Below are 20,925 nucleotides of genomic sequence, written 5' to 3'. Positions count from 1 at the left end.
CAAGACCGCACGTTTGCGACACTGGAGGTGATGGCATCATGGCGTCGACTTTAGAAGATCACCTTCGCGAGCTTCTTTCGCACATCGAGGGGGGAGGCCTTTACAAGCGTGAGCGCGTGATAAGCTCGACCCAATCGGCGACTATAGAGGTCGGCGGCCGCAAGGTGCTGAATTTCTGCGCCAACAACTATCTCGGCCTTGCCGACAAGGCGGAACTGCGCCAGGCAGCCAAGGCCGCGCTCGACCGTTACGGCTACGGCATGGCCTCGGTGCGCTTCATCTGCGGCACGCAGGAGGAGCACAAGCAGCTTGAGGCGCGGCTGTCGCGGTTCCTCGGCATGGAGGACACGATCCTCTATTCCTCCTGCTTCGATGCCAATGCCGGCCTGTTCGAGACTTTGCTCGGCGAGGAGGACGCGGTCATCTCCGATGCGCTCAACCACGCCTCGATCATCGACGGCATAAGGCTCTCCAAGGCTCAGCGCTATAGATACGCCAACAACGACATGAAGGAGCTGGAGGAGCGGCTAAAGGCGGCCTCCGATGCTCGGTTCCGGTTGATTGCCACCGACGGCGTCTTTTCCATGGACGGCGTGATCGCCGACCTGAAGGGGATTTGCGACCTGGCGGAAAAATACGACGCGATGGTGATGGTGGACGACAGCCATGCCGTCGGCTTCGTCGGCGAGCACGGCCGCGGCACGCCGGAATATTGCGGCGTGGAAGGCCGGATAGACATCCTCACCGGTACGCTCGGCAAGGCGCTTGGCGGCGCCTCCGGCGGCTACACGAGCGCGAGCAGGCCGATCGTCGAATGGCTGCGCCAGCGCTCGCGGCCCTATCTCTTCTCCAACACGCTGATGCCCGCGATCGCCGGTGCTTCGCTGAAAGTGCTCGACATGATCGAGCAGGGTACGGAAATGCGACGTCGGCTCTACGACAATGCCGCCCGATTCCGCGCGCGCATGGAAAAGCTGGGCTTCACGCTGGCCGGCGCCGACCACCCGATCATCCCGGTGATGATCGGCGACGCGGCGCTCGCTGGGAAGATGGCCGACATGATGATGGACCACGGCATCTATGTGATCGGCTTTTCCTTCCCGGTCGTTGCGAAGGGCCAAGCTCGCATCCGCACGCAGATGTCGGCCGCGCATTCGGCGGAGGATATCGACCGGGCGGTGGAGGCGTTTGGCGAGGTGGGACGCGAACTCGGGGTAATCGGCTGATGTCCAACATGATGAAGGCGCTGGTGAAGGCCAAGGCCGAGCCGGGCATCTGGATGGAAGAGGTGCCGGTGCCGGAGATCGGCCCCAACGACGTGCTGATCAAGGTCAAGAAGACCGCGATCTGCGGCACCGACGTCCACATCTACAATTGGGACCAGTGGGCGCAGAAGACCGTGCCGGTGCCGATGGTGACCGGCCACGAATTCGTCGGCACGGTTGCCGACTTCGGTGCGGCCGTCACCGAATACAAGCTTGGCCAGCGCGTCTCGGGCGAAGGCCACATCGTCTGCGGCCATTGCCGCAACTGCCGCGCGGGCAGGGGCCATCTTTGCCGCAACACGCTCGGCGTCGGCGTCAACCGCCCCGGCGCTTTCGGCGAATATATGGTCATCCCGCAGCACAATGTCGTGCCGATCCCCGACGACGTGCCGGATGAGATCGCCGCCATCTTCGATCCGCTGGGCAATGCCGTGCACACGGCACTGTCCTTCGATCTGGTCGGCGAGGACGTGCTGGTCACCGGTGCCGGCCCGATCGGCATCATGGGCGCGCTGGTGGCGCAATGCGTCGGCGCGCGAAAAGTCGTTATCACCGACATCAACCCCGTTCGCCTCGATCTGGCGCGGAAACTCGGCGTCCAGCATGTCGTCGACGCCTCGAAGGAGAAGCTGCGCGACGTCATGCCCTCGATCGGCATGACCGAAGGGTTCGACGTCGGCCTGGAGATGTCCGGCGCCGCGCCCGCCTTTCGCGACATGATCGACACCATGAACAATGACGGCAAGATCGCCATTTTGGGCATCGCGCCAACCGGTTTCGAGATCGACTGGAACAAGGTCATCTTCAAGATGCTGCATCTGAAAGGCATCTACGGCCGCGAGATGTTCGAGACCTGGTACAAGATGATCGCTCTGGTGCAGGGGCCGCTGGATGTGTCGGGGCTGATCACGCATCGCATCGGGATCGATGATTTCCAGGTAGGGTTCGACGCAATGCGGAGCGGCAGTTCGGGCAAGGTGGTGATGGATTGGTGAGGGGGCAGCGCCTAGTGCAAGAGGTCAGGGCTCGCCATCGGTGGACATGAATGTCCTGGAGGCAGAGCGATATACCCCTGCTGAGGGCGACGACAACCTGCTCAGGCTTGTCGAAGCCAAAACTTGATCGGGCCTGCCGCTGACAGGCGGGTAGTCTCGTTGAAGGTCCCAGGCGCGGACTGGGCACGCAGGAATAAACCTCAAATAGTGGTTGTTATGGGCTTGAAGTCTTGAGCACGTTTGGAGGCTTGGAGCACGGCTGGGCGACAGAATCTCGACATGATTCACGTCGAGTGGAACCACACCCATGTCTGGGGGCCATGGCCACTCCTACACGAGCTTGCCGCTGAATTACTCAATGCAAAATTTAACTCGGCTATCGCAGCCACGAGCATCGTTGGGAATACCGCTTCTTCTACGGGTTCCGGGAGGCAACCGTGCAGTCCGTGCGCGCATTTCATCTCCGACTCTCAGCGACCTCGCGCACCGCTGCGATTGCCTCGCCAACGGCGACACGATCGACGTCGAGATGGGTGACCCAGCGCATTCGTCCACCCGGCCAGAAACTCGCCGCGATGCCGAGTTCACGTAGCGCCTGTGATAGCCGGGTCGCCAACTCGGGCGCTAGATCGACAAACACCACGTTGGACTGCGGCGGTGTCACCGTCAGTTCTTCAATTCCCATGAAGCCGTCCGCGAGCGCCCGAGCGTTGGCGTGGTCCTCGATCAGACGGTCAACATGATGGTCGAGCGCGTACAGCCCCGCCGCTGCTATTATTCCGGCCTGTCGCATGCCGCCGCCGAGCATCTTGCGCCACCGGCGCGCACGGGCGATCAACGGGGCATCGCCGACCAGCACTGATCCGAGCGGCGCCCCGAGCCCCTTTGAAAGGCACAACGACACGCTATCGAAGCCCTCTGCCAGGTACCCGACATCAACGCCGAGCGCCGCAGCCGCGTTGAACAGCCGCGCACCGTCAAGATGGGTCGCGAGCTTCCGCTCCCGCGCAAATTCGACGACCTCGGCCAGATGTTCTCGCGGCAAAACTCGCCCGGCGAACGTGTTCTCTATGGTGACTAGACGTGTGACTGCAAAATGCGGATCGTCGTCCTTAACCGCGGCGTGTAGATCCTCGATGGGGATCGTGCCGTCGGCCCGGACCGGCAAAGGCTGCGGCTGGACCGAGCCCAGCACGGCAGCGCCCCCGGCTTCCCACAGATAGGTATGCGCTCCGCTCGCGCAGAGATACTCCTCGCCGCGCTGGCAATGACTCATGATCGCAGCGAGATTGGCCATGGTGCCGGTCGGCAGCAGGAGTCCCGCATCTTTGCCGAACACCGCGGCAACCCGCGCCTCGAGCGCCTGGACTGTGAAATCATCGCCCAACACATCGTCGCCCACGTCGGCAGCCGCCATCGCCGCACGCATTTGCGCGGTGGGACGGGTGACCGTATCAGAGCGGAAATCGAGGCGGATAGCATTGGATTGCATGATTGAGAACCTGTCGGAGTGAATTACTGTGCCACCGAATTTCGGTGCCAGTTTACTAGTTCGCGCACGCTCCTCAAACCTGGCCGCGTTCAGCAATCCTTCGCGCATCGGCTGCCGTGCCGGTGTTCGGCGTGGTGCCCGGCTCGAGCAGCATGACATCGCAGGTGTCGTCCAGAGCGACTGGGCAATGCTCGACGCCATGCGGCACGATGATGAATTCGCCCGCCTCGACAATCTCGTCACGGTCACGAAACTTCATGAGAAGACGCCCCTTGTGCACGAAGAAGAGCTCGTCCTCCTTCTTGTGGAAACGCCAGGAAAGTTCGCCCTCGAATTTGGCGAGCTTGATCTGCATACCGTTGACCTGGCCCGCGATCTTCGGCGTCCAGGTGTCGGAGAAGCGCTGGAACGCGTTCGTCAGGTTTCTCTTGTGGAATGGTGAAATATGGTTGTTGAGCGCGGCGACGTCGCGAATGATCGCGGCGAGCTGACCCGGCACGCCGTCCTCCTGCGCCGGATATTTGCCATCGAGCGCGGCGGTGCCGATCGTGAAGCCGGCAGCGCCAACCGCCTTCACCACGGCGATCTGCTCGGGCGTGTCGATGGAGCCGGCGATGTAGACGGGCTTGGACACAGCGGCGCAGACCGCCTTCATAAGAGCTGGAACGTCTTCCTTGGACCGGTAAGCCAGCAGGTCAAGGCCATGCACGCCCTCCCGCCCCGCAAGCGCCTTGGCACTTTCGACGATCTCCTCGATGCTCCCTTCCAGAACGCTGGGATGGCCCATGATGCGGCCCGGGAAGGGGCAATACTGGATGTCTGTGCCGGCGATTACAGGCAGGACGTCATCGACGCGTGTGCCGCCCAGCAACACATCCACGCCAATCTCGGTCGCGGCGCGTGCCGAAACGATCTCGCTGTCGCGGTCGAGCGACACAACCTCGAGATAGGAGGTCGCTCCGCCCGCCTTGATGGCGGCGTTGAGGGCCATCAGCTGGTCGGTCGGCAGGCCGATATCTTTGAAGCCGATATGGCGCACGCCGAGCCTCAAGGCGGTCTGAAGTTGTTTCGACGCGTCCTCGACGGTGCGGTCGTTGCGCGTGAGCATGAAGATGAAGCGGAGGCCCATCAGATTACCCTTTCATGTTCTTTGGTCTCGGTTTGCGCAGCAACGAGCCGCCGAGCGTAAGCGATGGCGGTTTCCAGACTCCTGGGATCGGCTATGCCTTGACCTGCGATATCGAACGCCGTTCCGTGGTCGGGGCTAGTGCGGACGAACGGCAGGCCCAGCGTGATGTTGACGCCCTTTTCGAGGCCAAGATATTTCACCGGGATCAGCCCCTGGTCGTGATATTGGGCTACGACCACATCGAAGCGACCCTTGCGGGCCTGCATGTATACCGTGTCGCCGGGCCAGGGTCCGCTGGCATCAATGCCCTCGGCGCGCGCCGCCTCAATCGCAGGCCGTATGATCCGGATTTCTTCGTCACCGAAGAGACCACCTTCACCGGCGTGTGGATTGAGCCCTGCGACTGCAACTCGCGGTGCCGCGATCCCCAGGGCCTTGCCGCCGTCATGCGCCAACCGGATCGCCGACATCTGTGCGTCGAAATCGGCCTGGTCGATGGCCTTGCGAAGCGATGTGTGGATGGTGACCAGAACCGTGCGGATATCGTCATTGGCCAGCATCATGGCGACTCGCTTTGCGCCGCCATACTCCGCCAGAATCTCGGTGTGTCCTGGATAGCGAATGCCCGCGCATCCCATCGCTTCCTTGTTGATAGGTGCGGTAACGATACCGCTCACGCTACCGGCCTTGGCGGCCGTTATGGCGGATGTGATTGCGTCGAAGGAAGCTTGGCCGGAAGTAGCGTTGACGATCCCAGGCGGCGGCAGCGCCAAGATTTGGGTCGCTTCGACGATCTCGATGGACCGCGGCGCGAAGCGCGCCTCTTCAGGTCCGGCGATACGCTTGACCGCTAGGTCGAGACCCAGGCGATGGACGACTTCCTCCATCACGAGGTAGCTGCCGAAAACGACCGCCCGCTCACTGCCGTTGGCCAATGTCTTCGACACGATCTCCGGGCCGATGCCGGAGGCGTCGCCCATCGTGATGGCAAGGGGAGCGACTTGCGTCATGACAATGCCTGTCCTGGTTCTAAGGCGTTCTGGCGGACTTGGGCGATTGCGCGGCGCAGCGTGTCGTCGTCACCGAAGCCGCCTGCCTTCATGCCGATAAGAAGCTCGCGCCCATCCCTGAGGAAGGCGCGGCCCAGCGGAAAGGCTGGCTCGAGCTCCCGCAGGATCTCGAAGCCCCGGATCTCCAGGAGGTCGAGAATCGCTTCCATGGTATCCCCGCCGGTGGCGATCACGACATCGAAGCGCTTGTCGCGCAGTCGTCCAGCCGCATCCCGAGCGATGTCGTGTAAGACGGACATGGGATCATCCGCGCGCTGGGCCGGAGCCCGAAGCAAGGTAACCCGAGCGTCCGCCGCGATCTGATCGGCCTGACGATGGCTGAGGGGGTTGGCGCTGCCGATCGCGACGAGAATGTCGCCGGCCGCCACGATCGCATTCGATGCTGCCGCAACCGGCGCAAGGCGCTTCGCCAGGGCCGCCGCCATGCCCGGGGAACCCACCCAAAGGATCGCTTCCGGATCCGGCAGGGCGGCAATCTGTGTGTCGAGATCATCCTGCGTCGTGGCATCGAGAATGACGGCGTTGCTGACGGTGGCCGGAACAAAGTCGACCAGCCGTGACTGCCGCGTCGGATGAACGGGGTCGCGACCGTAGGCGGTCTCCGCTACCGGCACGCCATCAACGAGCTGAACGCCGCTCACGGTCGTGCGCCCTGCAGCGGGGAACGCAGGAGCAAAGACAAGCATCTTGCGACCACTTGCCTTGAAAGCGGCTTCCAGTTCCTCCGTCACATGGCCCCGCAGGGTGGAGTCCACGGTCTTGTAGAGGACATCGCGCGACGCGAGCTGCACAGCAAGCTCCGCCGCGAGTTCCGCAGCCTGCCAGGCGGTAGCAGATCGCGATCCGCTGTCGACGGCGACGATCGTTGCCTCCTCCGCCGGCAGGCAGGCTCGGCCGACTACAGCTCGCAAACCTCGCTCGACGAACGGTCCGGCGCCATCCGCGGCGCTGGTCAGGTCGTCGGCGAGGATACCGATCGTATATTGGCTATTGGTTCGCATGGATCAATCATGCCGATCCTACGCCGCTTGAAAAGCGATAGTTTCTACGCAAAATCGGTGATAGAAACTCACCGATGAAGCGGTCCGAAATACCCTCACTGGATGATCTGCGAGCGTTCGAGACGACGGCTCGTCTCGGCTCCGTCCGGCTGGCCGCAGACCGTCTCGCCTTGACCCATGGCGCCGTCAGCCGTCGGATTACCAAGCTGTCCGAAGACCTTGGATTCAAACTTTTTGAGAAAAGTGGCCGGGGTTTGCGCCTCACGGCGGCCGGGGAGACGCTCAACCTTACCCTTGGCCGCTTCTTCACGGAATTGACGACAACGGTCGAAGGCCTGCGGGCTGCCAACGTTCAGCAAAACGCCGTGGTTCTCTCATGCGAGCCCTCGGTCGCGATGCGTTGGCTCATTCCGCGACTGCCAAACTTCCACAGTGCGCATCCCGAGATCGTCTTACATCTGTCAGTGGGTGGCGGTCCGGTCGAGTTCCGTCGCGACCGGATAGATCTCGCCATCCGCCGACTCGACTTCGGGCTGCCCGACGCCTGGCATGTCCAGCGCCTCTTTCCTGAGAAGGTGGGGCCAGTCATGAGCCCTCAGCTCGCGCCGGCGTTTGCATCGGGGGAATATGTCGCCTTGGGTTCAAAGACCCGGCCGGACGCTTGGTCGCATTGGCTATCCATCCACTCCTCGGTGCCGCGCCCCACGGAAATCCGCTTCTACGACCATCACTTCCTGATCATTGAAGCCGCAGCGGCGGGGTTGGGCGTTGCGCTCAGTCCCATGGTCCTTGCAACCGACGACATAGATAGAGAGCGGCTCATCGCACCGGCCGGTTTCGATCCCGACGGAAGCCACTATGGGCTCATATGGATAGGAGAAACCGAACCGTCTGGGAAAGTTCACGATCTTGCTCGATGGCTGAAAGCACAATGCAAGATTTCGTTTGGCTGAAAAGGTATGTGGTCGACGTCGGTCAAAAGGCCCAGGCGGGATCACCGGCGGAGCTTAGCGCGGATCAGCGCGTCGGCCATGTAGAGGTCCTGCAGGGAGATACCGGAACTGTCGAAGACCGTGATTTCGTCTTCCAAGCGACGTCCGGGTGCACGCTCTTCAATGACGTCGCCGATGGGTGTTACGGCAAGCACGCCCGCGCCGATCTCGCTGCGGACGTGCTGGAACTCGCCAATCTGGAGGGACTGCGAGGGCAGGTCGCAGAACAGCCTTGCCCTCGACAACAAGTCGCCCGGCAATTCGCGCTTGCCGGGTGCGTCCGAGCCCATGCTGACGACATGGGTTCCGGGTTTCACCCAGGCGGCATCGAACAGAGGTTCACGTGAGGGTGTCGCCGTCACCACAATGTCAGCTGCGCGCACGGCTTCTTCGGCCGGTACGGCGCGCACCTCCAGGCCCGTTTCGCCGATCTGGTCGACAAAGGCGTCACGCCGCGGCGAAGGCCTGGCCACGACCAACACGGTGTCGATCGGGCGGATGCGCGCCAGCGCAATCACTTCGAAGCCGGCCTGATTGCCGGCTCCGAATATCGCCAGAACATTGGCTTGTTCTCGTGCAAGAAGATCGGCCGCAACCGCGTCGGCGGCGGCTGTCCTGTAGGCGTTGACCTTGCCCGCTTCGATCACGGCGCCGAGTTGACCCGTACCTTGGTCGAGCAGCACGATGGTGGAGTTGTGGCGGGGCAGGCCACGCGCAAGATTGCCCGACCAGAAGGAGCCGATCTTCATCCCAGTCAGGTCGTCCGACCAGCCAGACTTGATTGAGAAGGTGTTGCTCGCTTCCCGCGAGCGCCCGAGAACCGCAGGAAAGACGCCGCTCTGCTTGGACGCTGCGGCCACGAGGGCCGCTCGCGCCGCCTCGAAAGCAAGGTCGTGCGTGACGAGGGCGGCAGACTCTTCTTCGCTGATGTAGATCATCCAGGTCTCCTCCTGAGCATCAACCGCACGCCGACCGCGGATTTACGAGGGCGATTCAAACGTCAGATATCTCTCCCGATTTGTGCGATTTGGCATGCCGAGAATCTGCTCAGAACGAACAATACCGCTGATCTGAAAGGTCAAAACGGCAGGGAAATCCGTCAGTGGGAGGCAACTCTAAGGTCGACTTCATCGGACCCGGACCAAGAGACGGCATTTTCTTATGACCCTCGAACACGTAAGAAGAACACTCAGCACCCCGCTCGAGCTGATGAATTTTGAAAGCCGTCACGTGCCGGGCGCGCTGAAGCTGTCGCAGGAGATGGGCTGGCCTTATCGCCGGGAGGACTGGGCGTTCGCTGCGATGGTGGGCCACGGCCTGGTGCTGGAGCGGGCAGGCGACGTGTTCGGCACGGCCATGTGGTGGAACTACGGAGCCTATGCCAGCGCCGGCATGATCATCGTCACCGCCTCCGCACAAGGCAGCGGCTTTGGCTCGCAGCTCTTCGATGGCCTACTTGCAGCGACTGGCGAGCGGAACGTGCTGCTCAATTCCACTGAGGAGGGGCTGACGCTCTACGAGCGGCGCGGCTTCACCGCCTTGGGCATGGTGCACCAACACCAAGGCCCGCTGACTATCGCCGTGACGCCGGACGGCCGCGACGACATCCGCCCGGCGACTGTTTCCGACCTCCCGGCGATCCACTCCTTCGACCAACGGGCATCGGGCATGTCCCGTCAGACGATGGTGGCTGCACTTGCCGATGCGGGTGACGTGGTGGTGGTCGACCGCGGCGGGCGAGTTGCGGGCTACGCCATCGCCAGGAGGTTCGGGCGCGGCTACGTCATCGGCCCCACCGCGGCCGAAAGTGCCCACGACGCGCAACGCCTGATCTTGGCTCACCTTGCGATGCTTCCTGGGCAGTTCGTGCGCATTGACGTCAACGCCGAACACGGGTTGAGCGACTGGCTGGAGCGCTTGGGCCTCAAGCGAGTCGGCAATGCGACCGCCATGGTTAAGGGGCAGCGGCCGACTTCCGACGGGACGACCCGCCTGTATGCCTTGGCAAACCAGTCGTTCGGTTGATGAGGATGTGGCAGCGATGGAGTCGAATGCAAAGATGCGTGAAGCAGCCAAAACAATCGACGCCCTCGTCACCCCGTCCATGCTTTTGGATCGCGAGAAACTCCAGCGCAATATCCATCGTCTTGCCGACCACGCTAGAAAGCTCGGGGTTGTGTTGCGCCCTCACATGAAGACGGCCAAGAGCGTCGACGTCGCCCGACAAACGTTCCCGGACGGGCCCGGTCCGATCACGGTCTCGACCATCGCCGAGGCGGAATATTTCGCCGGCCATGGCTTTCGCGACATGACCTATGCCGTCGGCATGTCGCCGGCTTCGGCCGTGCGCGCCATGGAGCTTTGTCGCCGCACGGGGGCCGATCTCAAACTGCTCCTCGATACCGTAGCACAGGCCGATGCCCTAGCCGATGTGCGCAAGGCAACGGGCGTTGTGCCATCAGTCTTCATCGAACTGGATTGCGATGACCATCGCGGCGGATTGAAGCCGGATGATCCCACGCTGGTCGAGGTGGCCGACAAGGTTGTCGCAGCGGGCGCCAACCTTGTCGGCGTCCTCGCCCATGCCGGTGAGTCCTATGGCTTGAGCACGCCCGACGCGCTGGTGAAGGCAGCCGAGAACGAGCGTTCCGCCACCGTGCGCGCAGCCCAAATCCTGCGCGCTCACGGACATGCCTGCCCGATCGTCAGCCTCGGCTCGACGCCCACCGCGCACTTTGCCGAAAATCTGGAAGGCGTCACCGAGTTGCGCGCCGGGGTCTACATGTTCTTCGACCTCGTTCAGTCCGGGGTGGGGGTCTGTGCCATCGACGATATCGCGATCTCCGTTTTGGCCACCGTTATCGGCGCCAAGCCGGAAAAAGGCTGGGTGCTGGTCGACGCGGGGTGGATGGCCCTCTCGCGCGACCGCGGAACCGCGAACCAGCGTGTCGACCAGGGCTACGGCGTGGTCTGCGACGAAAGTGGGCGCGTGCTCGATGATGTCGTGGTGGCACAAGCCAGCCAGGAACACGGCATCCTCGCGATCCGCAGCGGGTCCGGCAAGAGCATGCCCGAACTCCCCGTCGGGACTCGAATCCGTATCCTGCCCAACCATGCGTGCGCAATGGCCGCGCAGCATGACTTCTACAGCGTCGTTAACGGAGAGAGCCCCGAGATTGAAGCGCGCTGGGAGCGGATCCGCGGCTGGTAGGAGCCCCGATCTCCGCGCTTTGCATGACGCCCATGGAAACTGACGTCTGGTGGTGCAAATGAAACTTACCTCCTACGGGCTGGAGGCGTCTCAACGGCTCGATCAAGGCCCGTCCAAACTCCTTGAAGGCCGCTATTTCGGGCGTCCCTGGTTCCGGCCGATCCTCGGTGCCTATTACCGGATGAAGGACCTCGTGACATGACCGCACCCCTCGAGCACCTGTCCCGCAACGGCCGCGTGGATAGGTTCTTCATTGGCGGCGAATGGCGCGAGCCGAGTGGCACCGCTACGGGCGACGTTATCAATCCGGCCACGGAAAAGGTCATGACTAGGTTTCCGCTCGGAAACGGCGAGGATGTGGACGCAGCCGTTTCCGCCGCCCGCCTGGCATTTGCTACCTGGAGCCGGACAAAGCCGGAATACCGCGTGAGCTTGCTCGATCGCCTGCATGCGTTGCTCGAAGCGCGCAGCGAACTGCTTGCACAATGCCTCACCCTGGAAATGGGCGCGTCGATCGGGTATGCGCGCACAGCGCAGGTACCGCTGGCCATTGCCCATGTGAAGACCGCCCGCGATGTCCTGACATCGTTCACCTTCGTCGAGCAGCGCGGCCACACGGCCGTCACCCGCGAACCGGTCGGTGTCTGCGGGCTGATTACGCCGTGGAACTGGCCGCTCTACCAACTCACCGCCAAGGTCGCGCCGGCACTTGCCGCGGGCTGCACACTCGTGCTGAAGCCAAGTGAACTCTCTCCGTTGAGCGCCCTTCTGTTCGCGGAGGCGATCGAGGAAGCCGGCTTCCCGGCGGGTGTCTTCAATCTCGTCAATGGGGACGGCCTCTGCGTCGGGGCGGCTCTTGCGTCCCATGCCAACGTCGATTTGATCTCGATTACCGGCTCTACCCGTGCAGGCATTGCGGTGGCCCAGGCGGCAGCGCCGACTGTGAAGCGCGTCGCGCAGGAGCTCGGCGGTAAGTCGCCGAACGTGGTCCTGCCGGATGCTGATCTCGATCGCGCCATTTCTCTGGGCATAGCCGCCGCCTTCCGCAATCTCGGTCAGTCATGCAGCGCGCCAACGCGCATGATCGTGCCGCGCGCGCAGCTTGCGGAGATTGAGTCGATAGCCGAGCGCGCCGCGGACGAGATCGTCGTTGGCGATCCTCTGGCGGAGACCACCACCCATGGTGCGATCGCCAACCGAGCCCAGTTCGACAGAATCCAGACCATGATCGGCGTCGGCATTTCCGAAGGCGCGAAGCTCATCACTGGTGGGGAGGGTCGTCCAGGCGGCCTGAATGCCGGGCTCTACGTCAAGCCGACCATTTTTTCCGAGGTGCGCACGGGCATGCGTATTGCCCAGGAGGAAATCTTCGGTCCGGTCCTCTGCATCATCCCATATGAGACGGTGGAGGAGGCCGTCACCATCGCCAACGACACCGTCTATGGCCTCGGGGCGCATGTGCAGGGCAGAGATATGGACCGAGCCAAGGACGTCGCGTCGCGGATCCGCGCCGGTCAGGTGCATCTCAACTACCCGGCCTGGGATCCCCACGCACCGTTTGGCGGCTTCAAGCAATCCGGAAACGGGCGCGAGTACGGCCTCGAGGGCATGTTGGAGTATCTCGAGGTCAAATCCATCCTCGGCTATTTCTAAGCGTTATTTTCGCCGCGCGTGGAGGGAGTTGGTGTTCCCATGTTTGGTTTCGATAGCTGGACCGCTCACCGCAAGATATGTCCTGCCGGCCGTTTCCAGCGACCGAACCGCCGACCGGCTGCGTCTTGATCTTGAACAGCTCCGATAGGGGATTCGGTATTGGTACTCGTTCTGTTCGCGCAGTGTGGCAGGCGACGGGCGATCGCACGGATGAAGCAGACGCGCGGGTCAATCACAAAATCTGGCGATCGACGTCGGACGTGGGGCGGATAAACCTCCTCGAAGAAGAGGAGATCCGCCGTGGCACTACTTAATACGCTTGCCGGGGATGATACGGGAGTTGGATGGTGACGTTTGATGCCGGCTAACTGCACCTCTTCATAGCGTTTGCGGAGCACGGCCCGTCAGTTGAATCCTGTCGGCGGAATGACGGGTTGAGGATTTCCTCGACCTTTACTCGAGATGAATTGCATGAACTGGCGCACCATAGCTGCCTGCGGTTCCTCACGGTGTCCATGACATCTCGACGACGCGCTAGACGCGTGCCGAACCGAGTACGACCCTGATCTATTCGGCTCGGCTCTGCACACAGTGCGAGCGCAGCAGGTCGGTTTCGGCTCGGGAGGGCGAACCAAGCAAGTGCTGCCGAAGGTCGTGCTGGGTTTGCGATAGATCGGAGGGCCCTCTGCTGAATGATCATGCGTTCCGGCACATTCTGCCCAACGCCTGTGGCTATCCTTTTTCCTATAAGCAGATTACAGGGATCAGGAACATGGCTCGCTTCCGGCCGAAATACGTAACCTTCGATTGCCACGGCACGCTGATCAATTTCCAGATGGCGGAAGCCGCTCGGGACCTACTCGGTCATCTTCTGGATGGGCCGCGCATGGATGAATTCATCAGGAATTTCCAAGGTTACCGCCTCGATGAGGTGATGCAGGACTGGAAGCCCTACGCGGATATCGTCCACAACGCGCTCGAGCGCGCCTGCCGGCGCAACAATGTCCCGTTCCGTGCCGAAGACGCTGAAACGATCTACAATCGTATCCCGACGTGGGGACCGCATCCGGACGTGCCCGCGGGATTGGCCAGACTGGCCAAGGAAATTCCGCTGGTAACCCTGACGAACTCCATGGTGGCGCAGATTCCGTCGAACGTGGCAAAGCTCGGTGCGCCCTTTCATGCCGTCTTAACTGCCGAAGAGGCGGGCGCCTACAAGCCGCACTTCAAGGCGTTCGAATACATGTTCGATATGCTCGGATGCGGCCCGGAGGACATTACGCACGTTTCCTCGTCGTTCCGCCATGATCTGATGTCCGCCTATGATCTGGGCATCCAGAGCAAGGTCTGGGTAAACCGCGGCCATGAGCCGGCCAACCCCTATTACGAGTACACCGAAATCCGCGATGTGACGCAGCTACCAGGCGTGTTCGGGATCTGACGGCGAAGATGGGCGGCGGGCCTTTCATATCCGTTTTCGCGCGCTGCCAGCGGAACTGTTGCAACCGCCGCAAAAAATGAAAAGCGCGGGCCTCATGGCCGGAGCCCTGCTTCCTTTGGCAGAATGAAGAACACCATTTCCAACAGGTGAGGATCATTCGAATTGGGTGCTTGTAGCGATCTGGTCCCGCACAATAGGTCCCTGGCTGCGGGACGCGACCACCTGCCTTGCGCGGCAGCCTCAACCGAGGCCTATTTTCGCGCAGCCGCCGCCATCCTGGCGGCTCGGCCGGATCCCGCCGAGCCGGACATGCCGGCGGCACTACTGAAGCGCCATTATGGGTTGGCGGGATTGATCGCGACATTGTCCTCCGAGGTCGAGCGGACGGTCGAGGTCAACCTCACGGACGGCCGCCGACTGATCCTGAAGACCTCGACAAGGCCGGAGGCGATTGGCAGCTTCCGTTTCCAAACCGCCGCCATGGCGGCCTTGCAAGGGGCTGGGGGCTTCGTTGCACCCGAAGTGCTCCGCACGGGCAGCGGCGCGTTGATGTTCGAGGAAGAGGGGGTATGCGGGTACTTGCAGAGCCGGATTGAGGGCGTTCCGCTGCACTGGGAGACGCCTGCTCCAGAGCTGCTTTTTCGAATTGGCAGCGCTCTGGCCCGGCTGGACCTTGCCCTTGAGCGGGTCAATGTGCCCGCGGCCCATCGCCCTGTTCTTTGGCATATCGGGTGCTGGTCGCGGCTGATGGAACTGGAGCAATACCTACCATCCGGTGGGATTGCCGACAGCGTCCGCGCGGCGATGGCCGAGTATGTGGAGTTGATCGAGCCACAAATCGCGAATGTAGCCTGGCAGGTCACTCACAATGATCCCAGCCCGTTCAATATGCTGGTGACTGGCCAGGGAGTGGGGTTTATTGATTTTGGCGATGGCTGCTGGAGCCCCAGGATTCAGGATCTGGCGATCGCAGCAAGTCACGTGGTAAAGGATCCGGCCCTTCCCTTGGGTGGGGCCGAACATCTGATTGCCGGCTATGCATCAGTAATTGCGCTTTCGACGCTGGAAGCAAGTATGCTCGCCGGGCTGATGCGGGCGCGGCAAAGCGCATTGATCCTGGTCAATTACTGGCGCTCCCACCTTTTCCCGGCTGACGCCCAGTACATTAAAAAGAACGTCGCGCGTGCCGAGCACGGCCTCTCCATCTTGGCGTCTCTTGATGGCAGAGCGGGCGAGGCGGCAGTCGTGGCCGCGATATCGTCGTCGCGGCCGCCAGTAGGGTGAATCGACCAAGTTACTCCCACAGATAGGCAGCAGCACATGTCCACAGATCTCATGCCTAATCGTTACAGACCCGGCGCATCCCACCTTCCCAGGCGCGAGGCGGAGCTGATTGCCCGCCGCGACGGCGTTCTAGGGGCTTCTTATCGGCTGCAATATCGCCGGCCCGTGCACTTTGTTCGCGGCGAAGGGATGTGGCTGTACGATCCTGACGGGCGGGCCTATCTCGACTTCTACAATAACGTGCCGTCTCTCGGCCACTGCCACCCGGAAGTGAATGCCGCTATGGCCGAGCAGGCGGGCCAGATCAGCGCCAACACGCGCTATCTCGAGCCGAGACTTGTCGACTATGCCGAGCGGTTGGTCGATACCTTCCCGAACGAAATTGATCGGGTCGTTTTCACCTGCACGGGGAGCGAATCCAACGATCTGGCCTTGCGAATCGCGCGATTTGCCAGCGGCAACGAAGGCGTGATCGTATCCTCCTATGCGTATCACGGCACAAGCGCTGCGGTCGCCGCGGTGTCGCCGAACCTGGGCGACGCAGTCAATCTCAGCCCGTTCGTGCGCATGGTATCGCTGCCCGGACCGTCCGGCATGCCAGAAGCCCAGGCCGCGGACTTCTTCCAGGCGCAGGTCCGTTCAGCCATTCTGGATCTGAACCGTCGTGGCATCGGCGTTGCGGCCCTGCTTATGGACAGTATCTTTTCCAGCGACGGCGTGTGGGTCGATCCGCCTGGCTTCATCGCCAGCGGCGTGGCGACTGTGCGGGAGGCTGGTGGCCTCGTCATCGCCGACGAAGTTCAACCGGGCTTCGGGCGAACGGGCGCCCATATGTGGGGCTTCGAGCGGCACGGGATCGTTCCGGATCTCGTGACCCTAGGCAAGCCGATGGGCAACGGATTTCCGATCGGCGCTGTCGTTGGCCGCAAATCCCCGATGGAGCGGTTCGGCGCCACTGCGCGCTACTCGAACACGTTCGCCGGCAATACGGTTGGCATCGCGACCGCAGACGCTGTACTGACGATCCTGCAACGTGATCAGATCCCCCAGAATGCGCTTGCCATGGGCCAGCGCCTCCGCGCGGGCGTGGAGAAAATCGCAAAGCGACATGATGGCGTTCGTGGGATCCGAAATGCCGGACTCTTCATTGGCGTCGACATGGGTCCTGAAGGCGCTCCGGCAGCGAGCCGGCGTGCAATGGCTTTGGATGTGGTCAACGCAATGCGGGATGATGCCGTTCTTATCAGCTCGACAGGGGCTAGTGAGGACACACTCAAGGTGCGCCCGCCGCTGGTTTGCCAGGCCGAGCATGTCGATCTCTTCCTTGCATCCCTAGAGCGCGCGCTCATCAAGGTCAGAGGCTAGACCGCATACCTGCGAGCAAATGGCCGGGCCTTGCCGCTGCCATCCGTTTCTCAGCACCCGCTGCAACGCTGATCACGCCGTCATGCACATTCGTCCCGCCTCATCCGCTGACGCTCCCGCCATCTGGTCGATCCTCGAGCCCACGATCCGAGTGGGGGAAACCTATACGCTTGATCGCAACCTGAGCCAGGCAGTGGCAATTGCCTACTGGATGGGAGCAGACAAGGAAGTCTTCGTTGCCGAGGAAGCGGGCGCCATCCTTGGAACCTACTACATTCGGCCAAACCAGGCCGGCGGTGGCCGGCATGTCTGCAACTGTTTGTACGAGACCAAAGTGCAAGCGATAGCGACGCGCTTGGTGGACAAATGGGGTTCTGCGAAGGCTCAGACGCGTGCTCAGGCGGTAGCGCGACGCTGTGCCGGAACGCGAGCGAAAATCGCCTGCGATATCGCCATGTCGGTCAGGGACTGCAATCGCCTGGATATCTACTATCACTGACAAGCGTTGCGACTGGTCCTTAACCTGTCCTTCAATGGGGCCGTTCGAGCTCGGCCTTGGTCGAGTCGTCGGACAATCCCCAGGTCGCGCAGCAATCCGAGCTACAACAAGGATGTCCTGCGTGATCACTTGGCGAGCTTCCGGGTCGCGTACGATTTTTGAAACCGACGAACGTCGCCTCGCGTAGTCGCGCTCTCGACAAGGTATTGTATTTACACAAAAAAGTCTTGTTCCATAAGATAGATTATGCGACTTTCATCAGTAACACCTAATATTTCATAGCGTTTCATAGCGTTCATCGCACCTATCGAAAGCATTATTGCTGTAATATACAGGGCATCCGATCAGTGCTGCGTAGGTTTGACTTGCTCAAAGTTCCGGATCGACAGATCGATACTAATTACTACCACATTACCGTCTGATTATAATTGACGTAAGACGCTGCACTCTTCTTACTCTCAACCTGGCTTCACTCCGAATATGGCTGCGCCATGTTGAGTCCACGCCTTAGGATCTGCGCTCGTCGCTACGCTCCTTGCTCCGCCCTAGGATGACGACGGTGATAGGCCGCGTTCCTTCACAATCCTTTGGCTTTGCCGGCTATCTCTCCCTCGAGGAGGGAGATCGCCAATCACCCTGTCCCCGACCTCAGCGCCTCCCTGCCCTCGTCGTCGCGGCGCAGGCGGGCGTCGGAGATCAGCACCACGGGGCACGGACAGCGCTGCAGCACGCTGCTCGTCGTCTCGCCGAAGATGAGCTCGTCGCCCGGCCGCCGCGCCACGCCCATGACAATCAGCGCCACCTGCCTGCCGGCCTGCCTGGCAATGGCATCAGCGGCGGCGGCGCGGCTGCGGATGGCGGTCTCGATCTCGACGCCGTAGCGATCGGCCAGCGCGACGATGTCCTTCAGCACCGCTTCCCTGCGGCGATGCGAGACGGTGTCGCGCGGCTCGTCGCGGCCGACCCGGGCGACATAGAGCATCTTGACCGGCGCGCCGGTGACTGCAGCGATCGCCAGCGCCAGCTCGGCGCCGCGGCGCGCTACCGACGTGCCGTTGACCGGCACCAGGATCCGGCCCGACTCGGGGCCGAGCTTCGGCATCTGACGGCCGGCGCCGACCGGCTTCAGCACCAGGCAGAGCGGGCCGTCGAAGGCGCCGGCGATCTCGTCGAGGCGTCGGGTGAAGCCGCCCTTGGCGGTCAGCGAGCGGCCAAGCCCGATCAACAGCATGCCGTAGCCCTTGCGCGCTTCCTTCGCCACCGCCTCGGTCGAGAGCGGCGCGTCGTGCCGGCGGCGAGTGACGGGCGCCTCGCGCACCGGCGTCTCGTCCGTCTTCTTCGCCGCCTCGCGGCTCTCCTCGGCGCCCTTTTCGATCTCCTCGATATGCGAACTTTCGCCGGGCTCCGCCTCGCCCTCGCCGCTCGAATGCAGGACCGTCGTCGGCTTGCCGGCGCCGACGACACCAGCGAGGTAGGCGGCGAAGCGGCCGACGACGCCTTCGTCGACCACCACCAGCAGCCGCTCGAGGCCGGCGACGAAGCCGCGCTGGTCGATCTCCTCGCGCTCCAGCCGCTTCTTCTCGGTCTCGCCGAGCGTCAGCCGGCCGAGCGCCCAGCGCAGCGTCGGCGGCATCGCCAAGGTGGTGATCACGGCCATGGTGACGATCATGGTGAAGAGGTTGTGCGAGAGCACGCCGATCGACAGGCCGATCGAGGCGACGATGACCTCGGTCGAGCCGCGCGCGTTCATGCCGCAGCCGACGGCGATGCCTTCGCGCCGGCTCATGCCGGAGAGTTCGGCGCCGATGAAGGCGCCGGCGAACTTGCCGATGCTGGCGATGGCGACCAGCACCACGGTGAGCATCGCAAGCTGCAGATCGACGAGCACGGTGAGATCGGCCGACAGGCCGGCGACGCCGAAGAACACCGGCATGAACAGTGCCGTAATGACGCCGCGCAACTGACCCTCGATATGGCGCGACAGGATCGGCGACTCGCCCACCAATATGCCGGCGACGAAGGCGCCGAGCACTGTATGGACACCGATCAGGTCGGTGATCAGCGCCATCGCGCCCATGATGGCGAGGATCACGGTGACGACGGCGTATTCAGAGCGGAAAGTATCGTTGGTCCAACGGATGGCGTCGAAGACGATGCGGCGGCCGAGGGTGAAGGAAAACGCCATGAAGGCGCCGACACCCAGGATCGTGAAGACGAGGCTGCCGATCTCGATGCGGCCCTTAGTGGCAATGCCGATGGTGATGGCGATGATGATCCAGCCGATCGTGTCCTCGATGATCGCCGAGGAGACGATGACCTGGCCGAGGTCGCGGCGCATAAAGTTCATCTCGCGCACCACCATGGCGACGATCTTGACCGAGGAGATCGACAGCGCCGTGCCGAGGAAGAGGCCGGCGACGAGCCGCTCGCTGCCTTCGGCAAGCAGTGAGGCCGGCATGAACTGGGCGGCGCCAAAGCCCATCGCGAAAGGCACCGCCACGCCGGCGGCCGAGATCGAGAAGCAGGCGCGGCCAACCCGGCGCACCAGGCGCAGATCCGTCTCCATGCCGGTGAGCAAAAGCAACATCAGCACGCCAAGCTGGGCGATCGCGTTGATCATCGATTTCTGCGCCGCGTCGCCGGCAAACACCAAGCGCTCGGCCGCCGGCCACAACCAGCCCAGCAACGAGGGCCCGAGCAGGATGCCGCCGATCAGTTGCCCCATCACCGCCGGCTGGCCGATGCGCTCCAGCAACTCGCCGATGCCGCGGCCGACGAGCAGCAGCAGGATGATTTCAAGGACGAAGATGCCTTCCGAGGACATGCCGGTCTTCTCGGCGGCGTAGGCGGCGGCCGGCATCCAGATGAACGCCATCGCCGCAAGCGCGAGGGACCGGCGCCGGTCGAGTATGAAGGACAAACTCTGCACCCCTCGATTATGCACGGCCACAACGGTTTGGCACATGCATCGGTTGCACCGGCTTGAGCCAATAGCGCTTTCTCGAATGCCGGCGGTTGGCGAGTTGCCCGTGCAGTTGTCATCCTAGGGCGAAGCGAGGAGCGTAGCGACGAGCGCAGACCCTAGAAACTCACCGTCAACCGACGTGCGGTCCGAGCCGGCATCGGCGCATATCTCATTAAAAACGCGTTGGCAGGTTGCTAAATCGTCAGGGCTTAGGAATTGGCTGGTCGCGCAATCTCGCGGAGCCGACCTCTAGCGTTATGACAGGATGCCAACCCGGCGCTCAGGCGGCGCGAAGAAGGTGCTCAGCGCCAGCGCCGTCTCATCGGGGAAGTGGCCCGCCCTGAGGGCTCGACCCTGGACGTCGTTAGCCCAAACGCGCCAAAGCTCCAGCGGACCGCCAACGTCGCCACACCAATCGTCGAGCGCGCCCGGCGTACCCCAGAGGGCCAGTAGCGGACAGGCGATGCGCCTGCCGGCTGTCAAGTCCGCCCGGTCGTGCCCCCGGTCGATACCGGCGACGGCCCGGTACTCTTCGCAGATGGCGTGGATGTGAGCTGGGTCGC

Annotated in this window: 16 protein-coding genes and 1 pseudogene; 11 read left to right on the top strand and 6 right to left on the bottom strand. The window is 62.7% G+C overall.

What is annotated here, in order from left to right:
• Nucleotides 1-38: 38 nt before the first annotated feature.
• Both JG743_RS33480 and tdh read left to right on the top strand, forming a co-directional pair.
• The gene (locus tag JG743_RS33480; protein WP_199200873.1) at nucleotides 39-1,226 is read left to right on the top strand and encodes a glycine C-acetyltransferase; all 1,188 of its coding nucleotides are present in this window, start codon (nucleotides 39-41) and stop codon (nucleotides 1,224-1,226) included.
• Nucleotides 1,226-2,260: an L-threonine 3-dehydrogenase gene (gene tdh / locus JG743_RS33475; RefSeq protein WP_199200872.1), complete on the top strand. Its 1,035-nt coding sequence runs from the start codon at nucleotides 1,226-1,228 to the stop codon at nucleotides 2,258-2,260. Before JG743_RS33480 ends, tdh begins: the two co-directional genes overlap by 1 nt.
• A 457-nt stretch (nucleotides 2,261-2,717) precedes the next feature.
• On the opposite strand, the gene ltaE is transcribed toward tdh, so the two are convergent.
• From ltaE to JG743_RS33455, 4 genes are all read right to left on the bottom strand, one after another.
• Nucleotides 2,718-3,752, bottom strand: coding sequence for a low-specificity L-threonine aldolase (ltaE, locus tag JG743_RS33470; protein ID WP_199201108.1), 1,035 nt, complete (start codon nucleotides 3,750-3,752; stop codon nucleotides 2,718-2,720).
• 73 nt (nucleotides 3,753-3,825) lie between these two features.
• Nucleotides 3,826-4,881, bottom strand: coding sequence for a cupin domain-containing protein (locus tag JG743_RS33465; protein ID WP_199200871.1), 1,056 nt, complete (start codon nucleotides 4,879-4,881; stop codon nucleotides 3,826-3,828).
• Nucleotides 4,881-5,891 carry a 4-hydroxythreonine-4-phosphate dehydrogenase PdxA gene (pdxA, locus tag JG743_RS33460; protein ID WP_199200870.1) on the bottom strand — a complete coding sequence of 337 codons (1,011 nt, stop codon included), beginning with the start codon at nucleotides 5,889-5,891 and terminating at the stop codon, nucleotides 4,881-4,883. Before pdxA ends, JG743_RS33465 begins: the two co-directional genes overlap by 1 nt.
• Entirely contained in the window at nucleotides 5,888-6,952 is a 1,065-nt protein-coding gene (locus tag JG743_RS33455; RefSeq protein ID WP_199200869.1) for a four-carbon acid sugar kinase family protein, read from the bottom strand. Before JG743_RS33455 ends, pdxA begins: the two co-directional genes overlap by 4 nt.
• A 74-nt stretch (nucleotides 6,953-7,026) precedes the next feature.
• Here JG743_RS33455 and JG743_RS33450 point away from each other — a divergent pair, with 74 nt between their 5' ends.
• Nucleotides 7,027-7,905: a LysR substrate-binding domain-containing protein gene (locus JG743_RS33450; RefSeq protein ID WP_199200868.1), complete on the top strand. Its 879-nt coding sequence runs from the start codon at nucleotides 7,027-7,029 to the stop codon at nucleotides 7,903-7,905.
• 41 nt (nucleotides 7,906-7,946) lie between these two features.
• On the opposite strand, the gene JG743_RS33445 is transcribed toward JG743_RS33450, so the two are convergent.
• Nucleotides 7,947-8,882, bottom strand: a complete 936-nt coding sequence (locus JG743_RS33445) for an ornithine cyclodeaminase family protein (protein ID WP_199200867.1) — start codon at nucleotides 8,880-8,882, stop codon at nucleotides 7,947-7,949.
• Nucleotides 8,883-9,105: 223 nt separating this feature from the next.
• Between JG743_RS33445 and JG743_RS33440 the strand changes: the two genes are divergently transcribed.
• From JG743_RS33440 to JG743_RS33405, 8 genes and pseudogenes are all read left to right on the top strand, one after another.
• Nucleotides 9,106-9,969, top strand: coding sequence for a GNAT family N-acetyltransferase (locus JG743_RS33440; protein ID WP_199201094.1), 864 nt, complete (start codon nucleotides 9,106-9,108; stop codon nucleotides 9,967-9,969).
• 16 nt (nucleotides 9,970-9,985) lie between these two features.
• Complete coding sequence (locus tag JG743_RS33435) at nucleotides 9,986-11,155, top strand: alanine racemase (protein WP_199201093.1); 1,170 nt, start codon at nucleotides 9,986-9,988, stop codon at nucleotides 11,153-11,155.
• A gap of 58 nt (nucleotides 11,156-11,213) precedes the next feature.
• Entirely contained in the window at nucleotides 11,214-11,357 is a 144-nt protein-coding gene (locus tag JG743_RS33430; RefSeq protein ID WP_199201092.1) for a hypothetical protein, read from the top strand.
• Nucleotides 11,354-12,808 carry an aldehyde dehydrogenase family protein gene (locus JG743_RS33425; RefSeq protein WP_199201091.1) on the top strand — a complete coding sequence of 485 codons (1,455 nt, stop codon included), beginning with the start codon at nucleotides 11,354-11,356 and terminating at the stop codon, nucleotides 12,806-12,808. Before JG743_RS33430 ends, JG743_RS33425 begins: the two co-directional genes overlap by 4 nt.
• A 772-nt stretch (nucleotides 12,809-13,580) precedes the next feature.
• A complete protein-coding gene (locus JG743_RS33420; protein WP_199201090.1) occupies nucleotides 13,581-14,249 on the top strand; it encodes a haloacid dehalogenase type II in 669 nt (222 codons plus the stop codon).
• 309 nt (nucleotides 14,250-14,558) lie between these two features.
• Entirely contained in the window at nucleotides 14,559-15,533 is a 975-nt protein-coding gene (locus JG743_RS33415) for a phosphotransferase enzyme family protein (RefSeq protein ID WP_199201089.1), read from the top strand.
• A gap of 36 nt (nucleotides 15,534-15,569) precedes the next feature.
• A complete protein-coding gene (locus JG743_RS33410; protein WP_199201088.1) occupies nucleotides 15,570-16,898 on the top strand; it encodes an aspartate aminotransferase family protein in 1,329 nt (442 codons plus the stop codon).
• A gap of 82 nt (nucleotides 16,899-16,980) precedes the next feature.
• A pseudogene (locus JG743_RS33405) lies at nucleotides 16,981-17,241 on the top strand (N-acetyltransferase family protein); the annotation flags it as partial.
• A gap of 787 nt (nucleotides 17,242-18,028) precedes the next feature.
• Here JG743_RS33405 and JG743_RS33400 read toward each other — a convergent pair.
• On the bottom strand, nucleotides 18,029-20,272 hold the full coding sequence (locus JG743_RS33400) for a cation:proton antiporter domain-containing protein (protein ID WP_199201087.1): 2,244 nt from the start codon (nucleotides 20,270-20,272) through the stop codon (nucleotides 18,029-18,031).
• Nucleotides 20,273-20,925: the final 653 nt, after the last annotated feature.

This window comes from Mesorhizobium sp. 131-2-1 (assembly GCF_016756535.1).
In the GTDB taxonomy this organism is placed as follows: Bacteria; Pseudomonadota; Alphaproteobacteria; order Rhizobiales; family Rhizobiaceae; genus Mesorhizobium.
This window is presented reverse-complemented; position numbering and strand designations above follow the sequence as displayed.